Origin of the sequence: Rhizobium sp. BK275 (genome assembly GCF_014193555.1) — a bacterium.
GTDB lineage: Bacteria > Pseudomonadota > Alphaproteobacteria > Rhizobiales > Rhizobiaceae > Rhizobium.
Genome location: NZ_JACHZL010000003.1, coordinates 692,386 through 710,521 on the forward strand (window position 1 = coordinate 692,386; position 18,136 = coordinate 710,521).

Consider the following 18,136-nt stretch of genomic DNA (forward strand, 5'->3'; position numbering starts at 1 on the left):
ATCACGGCAGAAATCACGCAATTTTCCAAGACAAGACCGGTCTCACCCATGAAGAAATTTTGGATCACCGTCAGTATTGCAGCCGTGGCCGCCGTTGGCGTCTGGCAGTTCGGGGACAGGATCCCCTATGCCTCTGATATCCCCTACCTGTCGCAGTTCATCAGGAAGCCTGAGGGCACCCGCAATGGCGGCCATCAGCAGGCGCAAAGCGATCAGGCCCAGGGTGGTGGGCAGCAGAGTGGTGGGCGGCGGCGTGGCGCGACAGGCCCGACCATGGTCAAGACCGTGGCAGCCGTGACGGCGACGCTGCCGATGGATGTGACGGCGACCGGCTGGGCCGATGCCGAGGACAATACGACCATCGCCGCGCAGGAACAGGGCCTCGTCGTCAGCATCGAGGCTCAGGACGGTGCGACGGTCAAGGAAGGCGATCTGATCGCCAAGCTGGACGACCGGACGGCCAAGGCCGCCGTCGACAAGGACAATGCGATGATCGTGCGCGATACGGCGACGCTCGCAGAATCCGAGACGGCGCTGACCCGGGCGCAAGACCTCTTCGACCAGAAGGCCGGAACCCAGCAGAGCCTCGATCAGGCCAAGGCTGCCCGCGATACCGCCGCCGCGACCGTCGAAGCCGACAAGGCCACGCTCGCCTCCGACCAGGTCATCCTCGAGCATACCGATATTCGTGCGCCTTTCGACGGCAGGCTCGGCGATATCACCCTCAGCAAGGGCGCCTTCGTCAATGCGGGTGCGGCCATCGTCACCATCGCCAAATACGATCCGATCTACGTGAAGTTCCATCTGCAGGAACGCTACCTGCGTGTGCTGAAGAAGGCGCTGGCCGCCGGCCCGGTCGAGGTCAGCACGGCACCCAATTCCACCAAAGGGCAAGTGCGCAAAGGCGAGATCAGCTTCTACGACAATACGGTCGATACGGCATCGGGCACGATCCTTGCCAAGGCGAAGTTCGAAAACGCCTCCGGCGCTCTGTGGCCCGGCCAGTCGGTCAATATCGTCGTGCATTTCAACAATGACGAGCAGCAGGTGGTCGTGCCGACGGTTGCCGTCAGCCCCGGTCCCGACGGCTTCTTCGCCTTCGTTGCCAAGGACGGCAAATCGCACCTGACGCCGGTGACCGTCGCCCGCGCCAATGGCGGCTTCACCGCCATTGCGTCCGGCATCGCGGAAGGCGATCACGTGGTTGTCGAAGGCCAGGGCCAGCTCAACGACCAGCAGGCGGTCAGCGAGCAATTCGACGACAAGACGCTTGATGTCGCTTCCGCCGAGGCGCCTCGGCAACAGCAGCAGGCCGAAACGATCGCGGTGGGGACTGAGCAATGATCCCGAATTTCTGTATCCAGCGCCCGGTCGCAACGACGCTGCTTGCGATCGGCGTCATTCTGGCCGGTCTTGCGGGCTACCGGCTCGTGCCGGTGGCGGCGCTGCCGCAGGTCGATTTTCCGACCATCAACGTTTCGGCGCAGTTGAGCGGCGCCTCGCCGCAGACGATGGCGACCTCGGTCGCGACACCGCTGATCAAACAGTTCGAGACGATTCCCGGCATCAGCGAGATCAGCGCGTCGAGTTCGCTCGGCAGTACCAGCATCGTGCTGCAATTCGACCTGAACCGCGATATCGATGCGGCCGCCGCCGACGTGCAGGCGGCCATTTCGCATGCGACGCGGCAATTGCCCGACAACATGACGACACCGCCGAGCTATCGGAAGACGAACCCGGCCGATGCGCCGATCATGCTGCTTTCGGTGCAGAGCAACACCATGCCGCGCAGCAAGCTCGACGAGATCGCCGAAGACATCATCTCGCCGTCGCTGTCGACGCTTCCAGGTGTTGCCCAGGTCAGCGTCTTCGGTGCGCAGACCTATGCCGTGCGCGTCGAGGTCGATCCCAACAAGCTGCTCACCCGCGGTATCGGCATCGATACCGTCAACAAGGCGCTGGCGGCTGCCAACAGTCAGCAGCCGGTCGGCACGCTGCAGAACAATTCGCAGGCCATGACGATTACGGCCAATACGCAACGCACCAATGCCGAGCAGTTCCGCTCGCTCGTCATCGCCAATCCGAACGGTGCGCCGATCCATCTCGGCGATATCGCCGACGTGCAGGACAGCGTCGAGAACCAATATACGGGAAGCTGGTATGACGGCCAGCGCGGCATCATCCTGGCCATCCAGCGCCAGCCGGATGCCAATACGGTCGACGTCGTCGACGCGATCAACGCCAAGCTGCCGCAGCTTCACGCCGAAATCCCGCCCTCGGTCAACACAGTCGTCATGAACGATGCCGCAAAGCCGATCCGCGATGCCATCGCCGACGTGAAGTTCACGCTACTCCTGACGATCGGCCTCGTCGTTCTCGTCATCTACCTCTTCACCGGCCATGCAACGGCTACGATCATTCCGGGGCTTGCCGTTCCGCTGTCGCTGATTTCGACTTTCGGCATGATGTATGTGCTGGGCTACAGTATCGACAATATCTCGCTGCTCGGCCTCACGCTCGCGGTGGGCCTCGTGGTGGACGATGCGATCGTCATGCTGGAAAACATCCTGCGCCATGTCGAGGAAGGCATGCCGGTGCGCGAGGCGGCGATCAAGGGTGCCGGTGAAGTCAGTTACACCATCATCTCCATGTCGGTCTCGCTGATTGCGGTCTTCATCCCGATCCTCTTGATGGGTGGCGTCGTCGGCCGCGTGTTCAATGAATTCGGCATGGTGGTGGCGATCGCCATCATTGCTTCGGCGATCGTGTCGCTGACGGTCACGCCGATGCTCGGCTCGCGTCTTTCCAGCAATCACAGCCGTCCGCCACTCGTCATCCGCATCTTCGATGCCGGTTTCGAGCGGACGCTGCGCGGTTATGACAATGCGGTCGGCTGGTGCCTTCGCCATCGCCCCTTCATCCTTGGAGTCTTTCTCGCGTCCGTCGCGCTGACCGTCTATTTCTTCATGACGCTGCCGACGAGCTTCTTCCCGCAGGAAGATATCGGCCGCCTGACGATCAGCACGCAGGCACGGCAGGATATTTCCTATTCGGCGATGGAGGCCCTGCAGCAGCAGGCCGCGGCCGTCGTCAAGGCGAACCCGGCCGTCAACCACGTCATGTCGACCATCGGCGGCAACCCCAACAAGCCGCAGAACAACGGCTCGATGTTCGTCGAACTGAAGGACAAGGATCAGCGTGAACCGCTTGACCAGACGCTGCGCGAGCTGCGCACTGACATCAACAAGATCCCCGGCCTGCAGGCCTTCGTGACCCCGAACCAGAGCCTGCGCTTCGGCGGGCGCCAGACCGCCAGCCAATATCAGTTGGTCATACAGGCGCTGAACGCCGACCAGACCAACCTGTGGGCCGGCAAGATCCAGCAGGCGATGCGCGCCGACCGCCTGTTCACGGATGTGACCTCGGATGCGCAGAACAATGCCCTTCAGGCCAGTATCGTCATCGATACCGAGCGGGCAGCCGCCTACGGGATCGACAACGACACGCTGCGCACGACGCTGCAGGAATCCTTCAGCGGCTTTGCGGCCGCGGAAATCCAGTCGACCGGCGACAGCTACGACGTCATCGTCGAATATGACACGAGCAAGCCCTGGGACGACCAGAAACTCTCTGAAATCCGCGTCGCCTCTTCCAATGGCAGCCTGGTGCCGCTTTCGAACTTCGCGCATGTCGAGCGCACGGTCGGACCCGTCACCATCAACCAGACGGGCCAGCTCGTCTCGACCACCGTTTCCTTCAACCTGCCGGAAGGCGTATCGCTCAGCGACGCGACGGCGAGGATCGACCAGATCAAGAAGGACCTCGACATGCCGGCCGACGTCTTCACATCCTATGGCGGTACGGCGGAGATCTTCCAGCAGTCGCAGGGCAATACGCCCTATCTGATCCTGGCGGCGGTGCTGACCATCTATGTCGTGCTCGGCGTGCTCTATGAAAGCTTCATCCACCCGCTGACCATCCTCTCCGGCCTGCCGGCGGCGGCCTTCGGCGCACTGCTGGCGTTAAAGATCATGGGCTTCGACCTGTCGATCATCGCCCTCATCGGCCTCCTGATGCTGATCGGCATCGTCAAGAAGAACGCGATCATGATGATCGACGTGGCAGTGGAGACGATGCGAACGACGGGCGAGAAGGCGACGGCAGCGATCCACGAAGCCTGCGTGCGACGCTTCCGCCCGATCATGATGACGACCTTCTGCGCCCTGCTCGGCGCCTTGCCGATCGCGCTCGGCACGGGTGCGAGCTCGGAACTGCGCCAGCCGCTCGGCATCGCCGTCGTCGGCGGCCTGATCGTGTCGCAGATGCTGACGCTGTTCATCACCCCGGTCATCTTCGTCGAGATGGACCGCTTCGGCAATTTCCTCCACCGCCTGCTCAGCCGCAGGAAGACGGAAGTGCATGTGGCAGAGGAACCGCGGGCGATCGCTGCGGAATAAAGAGACAGAAAGGGCGCCCTCCGGCGCCCTTTTCGTATCAGCGGCTTTCGACCAGCTTTGGAAAATCCGCGACCAGCGTATCCCGCGTCTCGAAGCTGATCGGATTGTCGCCGTAGCGGTGATTGGCGATGGAGAGCCTCGCGAAGATGAGCCGCCTGTCGCCCTTCGTCGCCCAGCCGACGAACCAGCCGAGCGGCCGTTCGTAATTGGTCTTGCCGGCCGCATTGCGCAGCCAGCCGGCGCCGGTCTTGCCCTGGATATCCCAGCCGTCGGCCGCCTGAAAATGCGGGACGATCGCCTCCGTCATCTGCCGCGCGCGCTCCGAGATCGGCAGGCGGCCGGTGCGGAATCGGCGCAGGAACTGCACCTGATCCTCGGCGGAGATTTTGAGCGACGACATGAGCCAGGATTCGGTCAGCCCATCCGTATTGCCAGGACCGCCCGAGACATCCTGATTGCCGTAGCCGAAGCGCTTGACGTAATCGGCAAAGGCGCGCTTGCCGAGCTTGCGGGTCAACGCCTGCGAGAACCAGACGATGGAATCCCGCTCCCAGATGGTCGGGTCGGTGTCCTTCTGCTCGCGCTCGGGTCGCTTGAGCTTCGGATCATAAGTCCAGAGCGGATTGTGCTCATCGACGAGAATGCCGGAATCGTAGCCCATCATGGCCAAAGGCAGTTTGAACGTCGATTGCGGATAGAAGCCCTGATCGCAATTGCCCTGACGGTAAATCGTCTCGCCGGTCTTCTCATCGATGATGACGATGCAACGGATCGGATCGGCGGCATCGGCCGGTGATGCAGTGATGGAAATTGCTGTAATACTTATGGAAAATGCCAGAAGAAGAAGTCTTTCGAAAGTCACTTTCGTTCTCCATATGGTTCGACCTCAGCTTTCTAGGCCGGCCTGGAAGGCCCGATCAAACGATGATATTTCCGGTCAGGCATAAATCAGATTAGGCCATTGCCATGGTTCGACCATATTTGCCGCTGAATTCGCTGCGCGCCTTCGAGGCGGCGGCACGGCATCTTTCCTTTACCCGGGCGGCCATCGAGCTCTGCGTCACGCAGGCTGCCGTCAGCCATCAGGTGAAGCTTCTGGAACAGCGGCTCGGGGCCAGCCTGTTTCGCCGCCTGCCGCGCGGGCTGATGATCACGGAGGAAGGGCTCGCCCTCTTACCGGCGCTGCAGGATTCCTTCGACCGCATGGCCGATATGCTGGAGCGGTTCGAGGGCGGGCATGTGCGCGAAGTGCTGAAGCTCGGCGCGGTCGGCACGCTGGCCGTCGGCTGGCTCCTGCCGCGGCTTGCCGATTTCCGCGAGCAATATCCCTTCATCGATCTCAGGCTTTCGACCAATAACAACCGCGTCGATATTGCCGCCGAGGGTCTCGACTATACGATCAAGTTCGGCAACGGCGCCTGGCACGACATAGAGGCCGAAGCCCTGTTCGAAGCGCCGCTTTCGGTGCTCTGCGTTCCCTAGATCGCCCGCCAGCTCTCCTCCCCCGAAGACGTCGCCCATCAGACGCTGCTGCGCTCCTACCGCGCCGACGAATGGCCGGGCTGGTTCGAGAAGGCTAACGTCACCTCCCCGCCGATCCGCGGCATGGTCTTCGATTCCTCCGTGCTGATGATCGAGGCGGCGCTGCAGGGCGCGGGCGTGGCGCTGGCGCCGCCCTTGATGTTCTCTCGCCAGCTTGCGGCAGGCGAACTGGAACAACCCTTCCCGATCTGGATTTCCAAGGGCAGTTACTGGCTGACGCGTCTCAAATCGCGCTCTGTCACGCCTGCCATGGAGATGTTCCGCAAGTGGATCGGCAAGATGGCCGAGGAGACGCGCGCGCAGCTTGGAAACTAGTTAAGGCGGGTTGCTTTCCGGCTCCTGCTGTGCGATCACGCGCCTCTCACAACATGTCAGGGGCGCACCATAAGGCGCCCTTTCCTATTTCGGGGCACCTGCCCCGGTTCAGTCATTTTCGACAGATCTGATAAGGAGCACGGCCATGGCACAGGCGCTCGGGCTTGACTTCGGCACGACCAATACTGTTCTGGCGCTGGCAGATAGCGGCGCCGATACTCATTCCATATCGCTCACCAGCAGCGCCGGCACAGCCGACAGCATGCGGACCGCGCTCTCCTTCATGAAGGACGCGCAGCTCGGCGCTTCGGCGCTGAAGGTGGAGGCCGGCCATGCGGCGATCCAGCAGTTCATCGACAATCCCGGCGACTGCCGCTTCCTGCAGTCGATCAAGACCTTCGCGGCAAGCGCCCTCTTCCAGGGCACGATCATCTTCGGCAAGCGGCAGAGCTTCGAAGACCTGATGGAAATCTTCATACGACGTCTGCGCCACTATGCCGGCGAGAATTGGCCTGCGGACGTTACCCGCATCATTGCCGGGCGCCCGGTGCATTTTGCCGGCGCCAGTCCGGACCCGGTGCTCGCCGTCCAGCGCTACAACGAGGCGCTGACGCGCTTCGGCTTTCCGGAAATTCACTATGTCTACGAGCCGGTTGCCGCCGCTTTCTACTTCGCGCAGAACCTGAAGTCCGATGCGACCGTGCTTGTCGCCGACTTCGGCGGCGGCACGACGGACTATTCGCTGATCCGCTTCGAGACCAGGGCCGGCAAGCTGACGGCAACGCCGATCGGCCATTCGGGTGTCGGTGTGGCAGGCGACCATTTCGACGCGCGCATGATCGACAACATCGTCGCGCCGCAGATCGGCAAAGGGAGTCATTTCAAGAGCTTCGACAAGATCCTTGAGGTTCCATCAAATTATTATGCGAGCTTCAGCCGCTGGAACCAGCTGTCGATCTTCAAGACCACAAGGGAATTCGAGGATCTGAAGAAGCTGGTGCGAACGGCGCTGGAACCGGAGAAGCTGGAAATCTTCATCGATCTCATCGACCACGACGAAGGCTATCCGCTCTACCAGGCGGTCTCGGCAACGAAGATGGCGCTTTCCGCCGCCGAGGAAGCTCCCTTCGACTTCGCTCCGCTTGGCCGGGCCGGTCACCGGACGATCAAGCGCAGCGATTTCGAAAGCTGGATCGTCGATGACCTTGCCCGCATCGAGGGCGCACTCGACGAGGTGCTGGAGAAGACCAACACGGATGCGTCCGGCATCGACAAGGTGTTCCTGACGGGCGGCACATCTTTCGTGCCGGCGCTGCGGCGCATCTTCACCGAGCGCTTCGACAGCGACAAGATCGAGAGCGGCGGCGAACTGCTCTCCATCGCCCACGGTCTGGCGCTGATCGGCGAACGCGACGACATCGACCAATGGACTGTGCAATAAGGGCCGAAAGGGCGCGGGCCGCTCTGCCCGCCCTTTCATTGCCGTTTTCGCTCCGCTAAAGTCTCACCATGATCTCCGCCAACGACCTGACACCGGCCGAACTTGCCGCACTTCTGCATTTCCATGCGGAAGCGGGCGTGGACTGGCTGCTGGAGGACGAGGCGGTCGACCGGTTCGCCGAATTCGAGGCGATGAAGGCGGCACGCCGGGCGGCAGCACCCGCGCAGCCGGAAAGACTGGCACAATCGCAAAGTGAGGCGCCTTCGCGCCCGGCCGCCCCGCAGCAACGTGCAGCAACCCCCGCCCCTGCCTCGCGCCCGCAGCCGGCTATCCCCGACGGCGAAGCGGTGCAGCAGGCGCGGTTTGCGGCCGAGAGCGCACGTTCGCTCGCCGAACTCAAGACGGCGCTCGAAGCCTTCAACGGCTGCAATCTGAAAAACAGCGCCCGCTCGACCATCTTCGCGAGCGGCGATCCGGCGAGCGGCATCATGGTGATCGGTCCGGCGCCGGGTGCCGATGACGAGCGCGAGGGCACGGCCTTTGCCGGTCGTCAGGGCCAGTTGCTGGACCGGATGCTGGCCTCGATCGGCCTCGATCGATCAGCCATTCTCCTGACGCAGATCATTCCCTGGCGTCCGCCGGGCAACCGCATGCCTTCGGCGGCCGAAACGGAGATCTGCCGTCCCTTCATCGAGCGGCAGATCGCGCTCGCCGAGCCGCGTGCCATTCTGCTGCTCGGCAATTACACGGCGCGATTCTTCTTCGGCGAAAATGACACGATTCACGGGCTTCGCGGCCGGTGGAAGGAGATCGCTGTCGCAGATCAGGTCATTCCGGCCATCGCCAGCCTGCATCCGCAGGACCTGTTAACCGCACCCGTCAATAAGCGGCTCGCCTGGAGCGATCTTCTGGCCTTCCAGGCTAGACTTAGGTCGCTTTCCTTGCTTACAAATTAGCCAAGTTTGAAAATATTATGAATTGGTCCATGCAATATACGCATGGCTGCATCCTGCAAGGGTGCATTGAAGAATCAATGCTGCACTGCAATATAGAAGGCGTGTCTTGGGAGGAATGAACAGGAACCAAGGCCATGAGCAAGCGTTTTCGTCCTATACATTGCGGGTTTGAAACCCTGCGCCAAGCAAGCGATCAGGTTCGCAGCACCCAGGGCTACAGCCGTTTCGGCTTTGCCACGAACGAACAGATGATCGCCCGCGGTACTGGTATCAGCAGCCGCACCTCGCGTCCGGCCGCGATTTTCGCCGATTTCCAGGAATATTGAAAATTCCGGAGTGATGATCCGGCAGGCGGTTCGCCTGCCTTTTCGCATTTCAAAAAGTAACGACCGATGTCAACAATTCTCATTTCACTGCTGCGTCACCTCGACTCTTTCGAGCATATCCGTGCTGCCGTCTGCGCCGCGCACGAATATCGTCGTGAGCTTTGCGATACGCCATCCGAGGTCAAGACCCCGGCTTGCGCCATCGCGCTTTAGTCAGGCATTCCCGGCTTCGAACTGCGCCTTTGCCCATTCGAAAGCTTCGTCCACATAGGCGAACTTGATCGCCTGCCAGCCGACATATTCCCTCAGGAAATCGCGCGACAGCCACAGTTGCGACTTCTTCGGCTCGTCGTACCAGCCGAGACAACCGCGCTGCGCGCCCTTTGCGAGCAGCCGCTGGAGATGTGTGCGCGACATCATGAAATCACCGGCAAGCGGGCGGGTTTCCACCTTGCCGATCAACAGCCGTGCCGGATCGGTTCCTTCGAGATCGAGCCGGGACATGAAATGATCGATGACCATTCCGCCCGCTTCCGTCCACAGGAACAGCGCCACCTGTTCAGGCGGTTCGCGCCAGTTGATATCCTCGAGGCAATTATAGGCGACACGTGGCTGGATCTGGCGGAAAAGCAGGGGATTTTCCTGCAGGAATGCCGCCCGCTTTCCACCATCGATGAGATCAAGCGCACCGAGATTGGCGAGCAACCAGCCGAACATTGCCTGGTGGCTGACTTCGGCCGGCTCGAAATGGCGCGGGCGGCGGCGTTCATCGCCGGGCGTATGGGTGATGAAGCGATAGGTGAAGAGCTCTTCGATGAAGGCAAGCACCGTGTTGCGGCTGGCGATCTTGTGCGCGGTGATCTTGCCGGTCAGCCGAACGGCGGTGAGGCCCGAAGTCACGTCCTGCGGATCGTATTCCAGATGCAACGCATATGCCGTCTGCGTCAAGAGCCAGCGTTGATGCGAGGCCAGCAGGCGCGCCAGCCGCGGCCCCGCATCAAACATGCTACGCATTTGCCCGGCCAGGAAGCGAATGCTCACGACGAAAGAGGGGTGCTGCGCCAGTTGTTCCGCCGTGAACGCCATGATGCTTTTCCTCAACCCCCGCTCGCAAGCCAGCGTTCGGAGCAGCGATACCGAAACTCCCCCGGCATCCATGGCCTATCGAATATGCACAGCTTTGAATAAATGAAAGTAATTCACTTTCATAACCATATTTTTGCGAAAAGCGATATCCTAAGATTTCGCCATCTCATTTTCTTTTGAGGGGCGAATGCCTGAATTATTCAATCAATGCGATAAAAAACACGACCTGTGATGCCCCCTTGGGAGCCTTCCTGGCCGCTCAGGAGGACTGCGGTGTGCCGGCTTTTCGTGCTTCGCGGCGTTCGAGGCCAAGCTGATGCTCGCGGTAGATGATGAAGATGCCGGCAGCGACGACGATAACGGTACCGAAAAGCATCGTATTGCTCGGAACGTCGTCGAAGACAAAATAGGCGACGATGCCGCCAAGCAGGATCGAGCTGTATTCGAAGGGGGCGATGGTGGAAACGTCCGCGTGCCGGTAGCTCTCGGTGAGCAGGATCTGTGCGACACCGCCGCAGAAACCGGCAGCGATCAGAAAGAGAGCCGATGACCAGCCGAGCAGCAGCCAGCCGAACGGCACGGTCACCAGGGAGAAGACCGAAGCCGTGATCGAGAAATAGAGCACGATCGTCGCCGTCTTCTCCTCCTCGACGAGGCGGCGAACCTGGATCATCGCCATTCCGCCGAGCACGGCCGAGAGCAGCACGCAAAGCGCGCCGACCGCCTGTTCGGCCGCCATGCCGCCTTCCCGGAACAGCGTGAGCTTCGGCCAGGAGATGATGGCAACACCGATAATGCCGAAGCAGACGGCGCTCCAGCGATAGACACGCACCGTCTCGCCCAGGAAGACGGCTGCGAAAATGACGGCGACGAGCGGCGTCGCGTAACCGAGTGCGATCGCTTCGGGGAGCGGCAGATGCAGAAGCCCGTAGAAGCCGAGCCCCATCGAGATGATGCCGAGCGTGCCGCGCTTCAGATGGCCGACAGGATTGGCGGTGTAGAAGGCGGAGCGCAGTTGATGCCGGTAGCCGAGATAGGCCATGATCGGAAACAACGCGAAGAAGGAGCGGCAGAAGGTCACCTGCCCCGGCGGGATCTCCGACCCAGCCAGCTTGATGAATGTCTGCATGGCCAGGAAGACCACGACCGACGAGACTTTCAGCGCAATGCCTCTCATCGGGTTTCTGAGAACCGATTCCATGATCCAGGCTCTTATGCGGGTATGCCGAGCGGGGGAGACGCGTTCGACTCGAACGCAACGGACGATTTTTTCATCGTAACCGAAGAAATGCGCCGGTGGGAAAAAATCTGCACCCACCAGGAAGCAAGTATTTACCTGCTTTTATTTGCCTATTTTCCATGCAACCCCACTCTCTGGTGAAAAAACTTCACTTTTTACGCTCATTCCCCCGAAAATGTTCACATCTGCGCCCACTGCGTTAACCGGTTGCAAACCATGCCGCCGCATCGTTTCCAGTTAATTAGTCATACAAAAGACCAGCATTCGTTCCGCAGCCAGCCGCGTCAGATTATTTTCAGGATCTTTTTCAATGAAGCCGCTCAGCGCAGAGATCATATCCCAGTCGCAGAACGCAACGCCCCGCTCGATGCGTGTCGTCACCGACGGCATCAGCACGGATCTGGAGCGTTTCAGCACCGACAACACCAGCATCGTCAAGCAGATCAAGCTGCTTGCCATCAACGCGCTGATCGAGGCGGCGCGTGCCGGTGAAACCGGCAAGGGCTTTGCCGTCGTCGCCAATGAAGTGCAGCGGCTGGCGCAGATCGCCACCGAGATCACCAACAAGTTCGAGAGCAATGTGCTGGGACGCATCGGCCTCAGCCGTGCGATGGCGGATTCGCTCGTTACCGAGATGGAAGGCGTGCGGCTGACCGATCTCGCGCAGACGCTGGTCCAGCTCATCGTGCGCAACCTCTTCGAGCGCACCGCCGACGTGCGCTGGTGGGCGACGGATCCGGCGCTCTGGCAGGCATTGCAGGAGCCGGATAAAGACAGCGTCGCCTTCGCTGCCGAACGGCTCGGCACCATCAACCGCTTCTATACCGTCTATCTCGATCTCGTGATGACCGATCTCTCCGGCCGGGTGATCGCATCGGCCAATCCGACCTTCCAGCGCAAGATATCAGGCTCGTCGCTTGCCGCCGATCCCTGGTTCCGGGCCGCAGCGAGCTGCGCATCCGGCGACGACTATATCGTCGACCAGGTGAAGCCGAGCCCGCTTCACGACCAAAGGCATGCACTCGTCTATGCGACCGGCATCCGCGAAGGCGGCAAGGTTGACGGCAAGCTCATCGGCACGCTGGGCGTCTATTTCGACTGGCAGAACCAGGGTCAGGCGATCGTCGAGAAGGAAGCCAACCTGCCGCCGCAGCTTGCGGAAAAGACCACCGTCATGCTGCTCGACGGCGCAAGCCGGGTGATTGCCAGCACCAATCCGGCCATGCTCTTCACTCATTTCGCGCTTGCCAACCAGACCGGCCAGCCGAAGGGCAGCTATTACGACAATAGCGGCTCGATCGTCGCCTTTGCCCGCACGCTCGGCTACGAGGATTATGACGGGCTCGGCTGGTATGGCGTCGTCATCCAGCAGACGGAAAGCGATGCCGAGATCAAGATTGCACTCAATCTCAAATAGCAGTTTTCCGCTTTCGGCTGCATATGCACGACAATTTGACCATAATAATTTGGCTATGAACTTCGCGTTCGCAGCCGATTTGCTTTAACTTTAGTTCAGACTTTAATGTAATCATGGCGGCCAAATTTCAGCAGAGTGCGCCCGCCTCTGTAGTCGGCCATTGTCTAATAAAGGTCTTCAGGCAACATGCGAACAGATACCGGTCAGGTCATCAATCTGGCAGATTACCGCCCAACAGATTTCGTACTGGAACGCGTCGACCTGACTTTCGAACTGGATCCGACAGAAACAAAGGTGGAAGCGCGGCTGATCTTCCACCGCCGCGAAGGCGCCGATCCTTCCGCCCCCCTTATCCTCGACGGCGACGAACTCACGCTTTCCAGCCTTCTCTTCGACCAGAACGAACTGGCGCCGGAGCGCTACACGGTTACGCCCGAGAGCCTCACAATCCGCGACCTGCCGGAAACGGTGCCCTTCGAAGTCACCGTCACCACGATCATCAATCCGGAAGCCAATACTCAGCTGATGGGCCTTTACCGCACCAGCGGCATCTATTGCACGCAGTGCGAGGCCGAAGGCTTCCGCCGCATCACCTATTTCCCTGACCGGCCGGACGTGCTGGCGCCCTACACGGTCAATATCATCGCCGACAAGGATGCCAATCCGCTGCTCTTGTCGAACGGCAATTTCCTCGGCGGCGCCGGCTACGGCCCGGGCAAGCATTTCGCCGCCTGGTTCGACCCGCATCCGAAGCCGAGCTATCTCTTCGCACTGGTCGCCGGCGATCTCGGTGTCGTCGAAGACACGTTCACGACGATGTCCGGCCGCGAGGTCGTGCTGAAGATCTATGTCGAACATGGCAAGGAGCCGCGTGCAGCCTATGCGATGGATGCGCTGAAGCGCTCGATGAAGTGGGACGAGGAGGTGTTCGGCCGCGAATACGATCTCGACATCTTCATGATCGTCGCCGTCTCCGACTTCAATATGGGGGCCATGGAGAACAAGGGCCTCAACATCTTCAACGACAAATATGTGCTCGCCGATCCCGAGACCGCGACGGATGCCGACTACGCCAATATCGAGGCGATCATCGCGCATGAGTATTTTCATAACTGGACCGGCAACCGCATCACCTGCCGCGACTGGTTCCAGCTCTGCCTCAAGGAAGGCCTGACTGTTTATCGCGACCACGAATTCTCGTCGGACCAGCGCTCGCGCCCGGTCAAGCGCATTGCCGAGGTGCGCCACCTGAAATCCGAGCAGTTCCCGGAAGATGGCGGCCCGCTCGCCCATCCGGTGCGCCCGACCAAATATCGCGAGATCAACAACTTCTATACGACGACGGTCTATGAGAAGGGCAGCGAAGTCACGCGCATGATCGCGACCCTGCTCGGGCGCGAGACCTTCAAGAAGGGCATGGACCTCTATTTCGATCGCCATGACGGCCAGGCCGTTACGATCGAGGACTTCGTCAAATGCTTCGAGGATGCAAGCGGCCGTGACCTTTCGCAGTTCTCGCTCTGGTACCATCAGGCCGGCACGCCGCTGGTGACCGCCTCCGGCACTTATGATGCAGCCGCCAAGAGCTTCAGCCTGTCGCTGGAACAGATGGTCCCGGCCACCCCAGGTCAGCCGACCAAGGAGCCGATGCATATTCCGCTGAGCCTTGCGCTTTTTGCCGAGGACGGTTCCAAGATCGAGCCTGTTACCGTCGAAGGCGCCGAATATGCCGGCGAGGTGCTGCACCTGACGGCGCGCACGCAGACGGCCGTCTTCCACGGCATCGGCTCGCGCCCGGTGGTTTCGATCAACCGCAGCTTCTCCGCGCCGATCAACCTGCATTTCGACCAGAGCCCGGCGGATCTCGCCCTGCTTGCCCGCTATGAGACGGATCATTTCGCCCGCTGGCAGGCGCTGACGGATCTCGCGCTGCCGAACCTCCTGAAGGCTGCCCGCGATGCACGCGAGGGCACCGCGATCGTCTGCGAACAGACCTTCGTCGACACATTGATTGCGGCGGCTGCCGATGAGGGCCTCGAGCCTGCCTTCCGCGCCCAGGCGCTGGCTCTGCCGAGCGAATCCGACATCGCGCGCGAACTCGGCAGCAATATCGACCCCGATGCCATCCATGCCGGCCGCCAGGCGGTCATGAAGCAGATCGCCGAAGCCGGCAAAGCCACCTTCGCGGCCCTCTACGACGCGATGACCACACCCGGCAACTTCAGCCCGGATGCCAAGAGCGCCGGCCGCCGTGCGCTGCGCAACGCTGCGCTGACCTACCTCTCCTATGCCGAGGGCAGCCCCGTTCGCGCCAGGGCCGCCTTCGACGGCGCCAACAACATGACCGATCTCAGCCATGCGCTGACGATCCTCGCCCATCGTTTCCCCGACAGCACAGAGGCCAAGGCGGCGCTCGAAACCTTCCGCAGCCGTTTCCAGGAAAACGCGCTCGTCGTCGACAAGTGGTTTGCGATCCAGGCCGGCATTCCCGGACCGGGCGCGCTCGATCGCGTCAAGGCGCTGATGGAAAACCCGCTCTTCAAGCGCACGAACCCGAACCGCATGCGCTCGCTGGTCGGCACGTTCGCCTTCGGCAATCCGACCGGCTTCGGCCGCGCCGACGGCGAAGGCTACCGCTTCCTCGCCGGCGAGATCCTCGATATCGACCAGCGCAACCCGCAGCTTGCCGCACGTCTGCTGACCTCGATGCGCTCCTGGCGCTCGCTGGAATCGGCCCGCGCCGATCACGCGCGTTCGGCCCTGATGGAAATCGAAAAGGCAGCCAGTCTTTCGACCGATGTCCGCGACATCGTCGAGCGCACCCTCAAGGGCTGACTTGCGCAAGTGATTTGCCGCCTGGCTGCCTTCATCGGATGAAGCAGCCAGGCTGTGCCATCTGCGAATCTCTTTGAAAAACCAGCAATCACAAATGGTTAACAAAATTTTACCATCGGCTCTGGACAAGGCGAATCACGCATGATTCTCTACGTGTAGTTCGAGCGAGCGGCGCGCGAATCACACGAGGGATTAGGTTCAGAGATGATGGACGTGCGGCGGGCAACCGCGGCCGAAGGACGGCTGCGTGTCGATTTTGGCGGGCTCAAAGCCTGGCGCGACAGCCTGTCCGGACAGACTGCAAAAGCTCCTGAGCCATTGCTGCGCCACCTGCCAAAGGCCGAGCTTCTGCTGAAGCGCGCCATCCCCGTTCTGATCGTCGCCTTCCTTGCCGTGGTGGCAACCTCGCATTTCTTCGGCATGGTCAGCGAATACAGCCGCATGGCCGCCTCCGCGCGCCATGCGACGGCGCTTTCCGCTGCGACTGCTGCTGCCGTCTTTTCCGATGCGACCGATGTGTTCGACGGCGGCAACGCTGCGGAAGCGCAGGCGCGTCTTGCGAAGTTCCTGCCGCAGGACCGGCTGGAAAACGGTGCCTTCGTGCTGCTGGTGCAGGCAAGCGGCAAGGTCTTCGCGGCAACGGCGGCGGGTGCCGCCTATGTCGGCGCCGATGTCTCGACGCTCTTTCCCGAGATATCCGCCATCCGCCGGTTCGGCGACCGCACCGATGTCATCGAGACGAGCATCGGCGGCGAGCTGCATTATGCCGAGATCGCCCTGATGGGCACGGCCGGCGGCTATATCATTTCCGCCACCTCTCTCAACGAGATCAACCGCCTCTGGCGCGAAGAGCTGACGCTCAACGTCACGCTGTTTGCCGGCATTTCCTCCATTCTGCTGGTCATCCTCTACGCCTATTACATGCAGGTGAAGCGGGCACGCGATGCCGACGACATCTTCCTGGAATCCAATCTCAGGGTCGAGACCGCGCTTTCGCGCGGCCGCTGCGGCCTCTGGGATTTCGATTTCCACAGCCGTGAATTCTTCTGGTCGCGCTCGATGTACGACATGCTCGGGCTTGCCGGTTCCGACAAGACGATGAGTTTTGCCGATGCGGCACGACTGATGCACCCCGAAGACAACGGCCTGCATGAGATCGCGCGGGCCGTCGCCAAGGGCGATTCCGGCCAGGTCGACCAGATCTTCCGTATGCGCCATGCGGCCGGCCACTACGTCTGGATGCGCGCCCGCGCCCAGGTGATCCGTAGCCATTCCGGCCGCGTGCACATGATCGGCATTGCCATGGACGTGACCGAGCAGCATCGCCTTGCCCAGCGCTATGCCGAGGCCGACCAGCGTCTGGCCGATGCCATCGAATGCACTTCGGAAGCCTTCGTGCTATGGGACAAGAACGACCGGCTCGTCATGTGCAACGCGCATTTCCAGCAGGCCTACGGCCTTCCCGACAGCGTGCTCGTGCCCGGCACGGAGCGCACGGTCGTCCATGCCGCTGCGGCCCGTCCCGTCATCGAGCGGCGCATCGCCGATGCAGACGGCTCCGGCTATTCGCGCACGACGGAAGTACAGCTTGCCGACGAACGCTGGCTGCAGATCAACGAGCGGCGCACCCGCGACGGCGGTCGCGTTTCCGTCGGCACCGACATCACGCCTTTGAAGCGTCACCAGGAGCGCCTGCGCGACTCCGAGCGGCGGCTGATGGCGACGATCAACGATCTCTCCGCCTCGCGCCAGACGCTGGAAACGCAGAAGGCCGAGCTTTCGACCGCCAACTCCAACTATCTCGTGGAGAAGGAACGCGCGGAAGCAGCCAACAAGGCGAAATCGGAATTCCTCGCCAACATGTCGCATGAGCTGCGCACACCGCTCAACGCCATCCTCGGCTTCTCGGAGATCCTGCAGAACCAGATGTTCGGCCCGCTCGGTTCAGCCAAGTACAATGAATATGCCCGCGATATCCATGACAGCGGCAAACATCTCCTGAACGTCATCAACGACATCCTGGATATGTCGAAGATCGAGGCGGGCCATATGCTGCTGTCGCGCGAGCGCACCGACCTTGCACCGCTGATCGAGGAAAGCCTGCGCTTCACCGCCATTCCGGCCGCTGAAAAGAACATCGTCATCGAGCAGCGCATCTCCTCGGGCATGACGCTGATGGCTGACCGCCGCGCCATGAAGCAGGTGCTGCTGAACCTGCTTTCCAATGCCGTGAAGTTCACCAACGAGGGCGGGCGCATTGCCGTGCGCACCCGCCGCGTCGCCGATGGCGTCATGGTCACCATCGCCGACACCGGCATCGGCATTCCCCGCTCGGCGCTGACCAAGATCGGCCAGCCCTTCGAGCAGGTGCAGAGCCAATATGCCAAGAGCAAGGGCGGCTCCGGCCTGGGCCTCTCCATCTCCCGCTCGCTCACCAATCTCCACGGCGGCAGCATGAAGATCCGCTCGCGCGAGTCGGTCGGAACGGTCATCTCGCTGCGTATTCCCGATCACGGCTGAC

General features: G+C 61.5%; 12 protein-coding genes and 1 pseudogene. 10 read left to right on the forward strand and 3 right to left on the reverse strand.

The features are described from left to right. Window positions 1–48: 48 nt before the first annotated feature. Both FHT82_RS13345 and FHT82_RS13350 read left to right on the forward strand, forming a co-directional pair. Entirely contained in the window at window positions 49–1,344 is a 1,296-nt protein-coding gene (locus FHT82_RS13345; protein ID WP_183730925.1) for an efflux RND transporter periplasmic adaptor subunit, read from the forward strand. Next, window positions 1,341–4,457: an efflux RND transporter permease subunit gene (locus FHT82_RS13350; RefSeq protein WP_183730927.1), complete on the forward strand. Its 3,117-nt coding sequence runs from the start codon at window positions 1,341–1,343 to the stop codon at window positions 4,455–4,457. The genes FHT82_RS13345 and FHT82_RS13350 overlap by 4 nt, the downstream gene beginning before the upstream one ends. 37 nt (window positions 4,458–4,494) lie before the next feature. Here FHT82_RS13350 and blaOXA read toward each other — a convergent pair whose 3' ends face one another. Next, window positions 4,495–5,319, reverse strand: a complete 825-nt coding sequence (gene blaOXA / locus FHT82_RS13355; protein ID WP_183730929.1) for a class D beta-lactamase — start codon at window positions 5,317–5,319, stop codon at window positions 4,495–4,497. 104 nt (window positions 5,320–5,423) lie between these two features. Between blaOXA and FHT82_RS13360 the strand changes: the two are divergent. From FHT82_RS13360 to FHT82_RS13380, 5 genes and pseudogenes are all read left to right on the forward strand, one after another. Then, a pseudogene (locus FHT82_RS13360) lies at window positions 5,424–6,314 on the forward strand (LysR family transcriptional regulator). A gap of 145 nt (window positions 6,315–6,459) precedes the next feature. Continuing rightward, window positions 6,460–7,755 (forward strand): Hsp70 family protein, encoded by a 1,296-nt coding sequence (locus FHT82_RS13365; protein WP_183730932.1) that lies wholly within the window; start codon window positions 6,460–6,462, stop codon window positions 7,753–7,755. A 68-nt stretch (window positions 7,756–7,823) separates the two neighbouring features. Further along, the gene (locus FHT82_RS13370; RefSeq protein ID WP_183730935.1) at window positions 7,824–8,711 is read left to right on the forward strand and encodes a uracil-DNA glycosylase; all 888 of its coding nucleotides are present in this window, start codon (window positions 7,824–7,826) and stop codon (window positions 8,709–8,711) included. 134 nt (window positions 8,712–8,845) lie between these two features. Continuing rightward, window positions 8,846–9,037 carry a hypothetical protein gene (locus tag FHT82_RS13375; RefSeq protein ID WP_183730938.1) on the forward strand — a complete coding sequence of 64 codons (192 nt, stop codon included), beginning with the start codon at window positions 8,846–8,848 and terminating at the stop codon, window positions 9,035–9,037. Between the two features lie 66 nt (window positions 9,038–9,103). Further along, window positions 9,104–9,250 carry a hypothetical protein gene (locus FHT82_RS13380; protein WP_183730941.1) on the forward strand — a complete coding sequence of 49 codons (147 nt, stop codon included), beginning with the start codon at window positions 9,104–9,106 and terminating at the stop codon, window positions 9,248–9,250. On the opposite strand, the gene FHT82_RS13385 is transcribed toward FHT82_RS13380, so the two are convergent. Beyond that, window positions 9,251–10,123, reverse strand: a complete 873-nt coding sequence (locus tag FHT82_RS13385; protein ID WP_183730944.1) for a hypothetical protein — start codon at window positions 10,121–10,123, stop codon at window positions 9,251–9,253. A 259-nt stretch (window positions 10,124–10,382) separates the two neighbouring features. Next, entirely contained in the window at window positions 10,383–11,324 is a 942-nt protein-coding gene (locus FHT82_RS13390; protein WP_183730947.1) for a DMT family transporter, read from the reverse strand. A 349-nt stretch (window positions 11,325–11,673) separates the two neighbouring features. On the opposite strand from FHT82_RS13390, the gene FHT82_RS30555 reads away from it, so the two are divergent. From FHT82_RS30555 to FHT82_RS13405, 3 genes are all read left to right on the forward strand, one after another. Then, window positions 11,674–12,780 (forward strand): methyl-accepting chemotaxis protein, encoded by a 1,107-nt coding sequence (locus FHT82_RS30555; protein ID WP_183730949.1) that lies wholly within the window; start codon window positions 11,674–11,676, stop codon window positions 12,778–12,780. Between the two features lie 186 nt (window positions 12,781–12,966). Beyond that, on the forward strand, window positions 12,967–15,615 hold the full coding sequence (pepN, locus tag FHT82_RS13400) for an aminopeptidase N (RefSeq protein ID WP_183730952.1): 2,649 nt from the start codon (window positions 12,967–12,969) through the stop codon (window positions 15,613–15,615). A gap of 204 nt (window positions 15,616–15,819) precedes the next feature. Beyond that, the gene (locus FHT82_RS13405) at window positions 15,820–18,135 is read left to right on the forward strand and encodes a PAS domain-containing sensor histidine kinase (RefSeq protein ID WP_183730955.1); all 2,316 of its coding nucleotides are present in this window, start codon (window positions 15,820–15,822) and stop codon (window positions 18,133–18,135) included. Window position 18,136 lies beyond the last annotated feature (1 nt).

Excerpts from the sequence above, each read along its gene's own strand:
- FHT82_RS13350 (WP_183730927.1), top strand. The coding sequence starts at position 1,341 with ATGATCCCGAATTTCTGTATCCAGCGCCCGGTCGCAACGACGCTGCTT.
- FHT82_RS13380 (WP_183730941.1), top strand. The coding sequence starts at position 9,104 with ATGTCAACAATTCTCATTTCACTGCTGCGTCACCTCGACTCTTTCGAG.
- FHT82_RS13405 (WP_183730955.1), top strand. The coding sequence starts at position 15,820 with ATGATGGACGTGCGGCGGGCAACCGCGGCCGAAGGACGGCTGCGTGTC.
- FHT82_RS13365 (WP_183730932.1), top strand. The coding sequence starts at position 6,460 with ATGGCACAGGCGCTCGGGCTTGACTTCGGCACGACCAATACTGTTCTG.
- FHT82_RS13370 (WP_183730935.1), top strand. The coding sequence starts at position 7,824 with ATGATCTCCGCCAACGACCTGACACCGGCCGAACTTGCCGCACTTCTG.
- FHT82_RS13390 (WP_183730947.1), bottom strand. The coding sequence starts at position 11,324 with ATGGAATCGGTTCTCAGAAACCCGATGAGAGGCATTGCGCTGAAAGTC.
- FHT82_RS30555 (WP_183730949.1), top strand. The coding sequence starts at position 11,674 with ATGAAGCCGCTCAGCGCAGAGATCATATCCCAGTCGCAGAACGCAACG.
- FHT82_RS13385 (WP_183730944.1), bottom strand. The coding sequence starts at position 10,123 with ATGGCGTTCACGGCGGAACAACTGGCGCAGCACCCCTCTTTCGTCGTG.
- FHT82_RS13345 (WP_183730925.1), top strand. The coding sequence starts at position 49 with ATGAAGAAATTTTGGATCACCGTCAGTATTGCAGCCGTGGCCGCCGTT.
- pepN (WP_183730952.1), top strand. The coding sequence starts at position 12,967 with ATGCGAACAGATACCGGTCAGGTCATCAATCTGGCAGATTACCGCCCA.
- FHT82_RS13375 (WP_183730938.1), top strand. The coding sequence starts at position 8,846 with ATGAGCAAGCGTTTTCGTCCTATACATTGCGGGTTTGAAACCCTGCGC.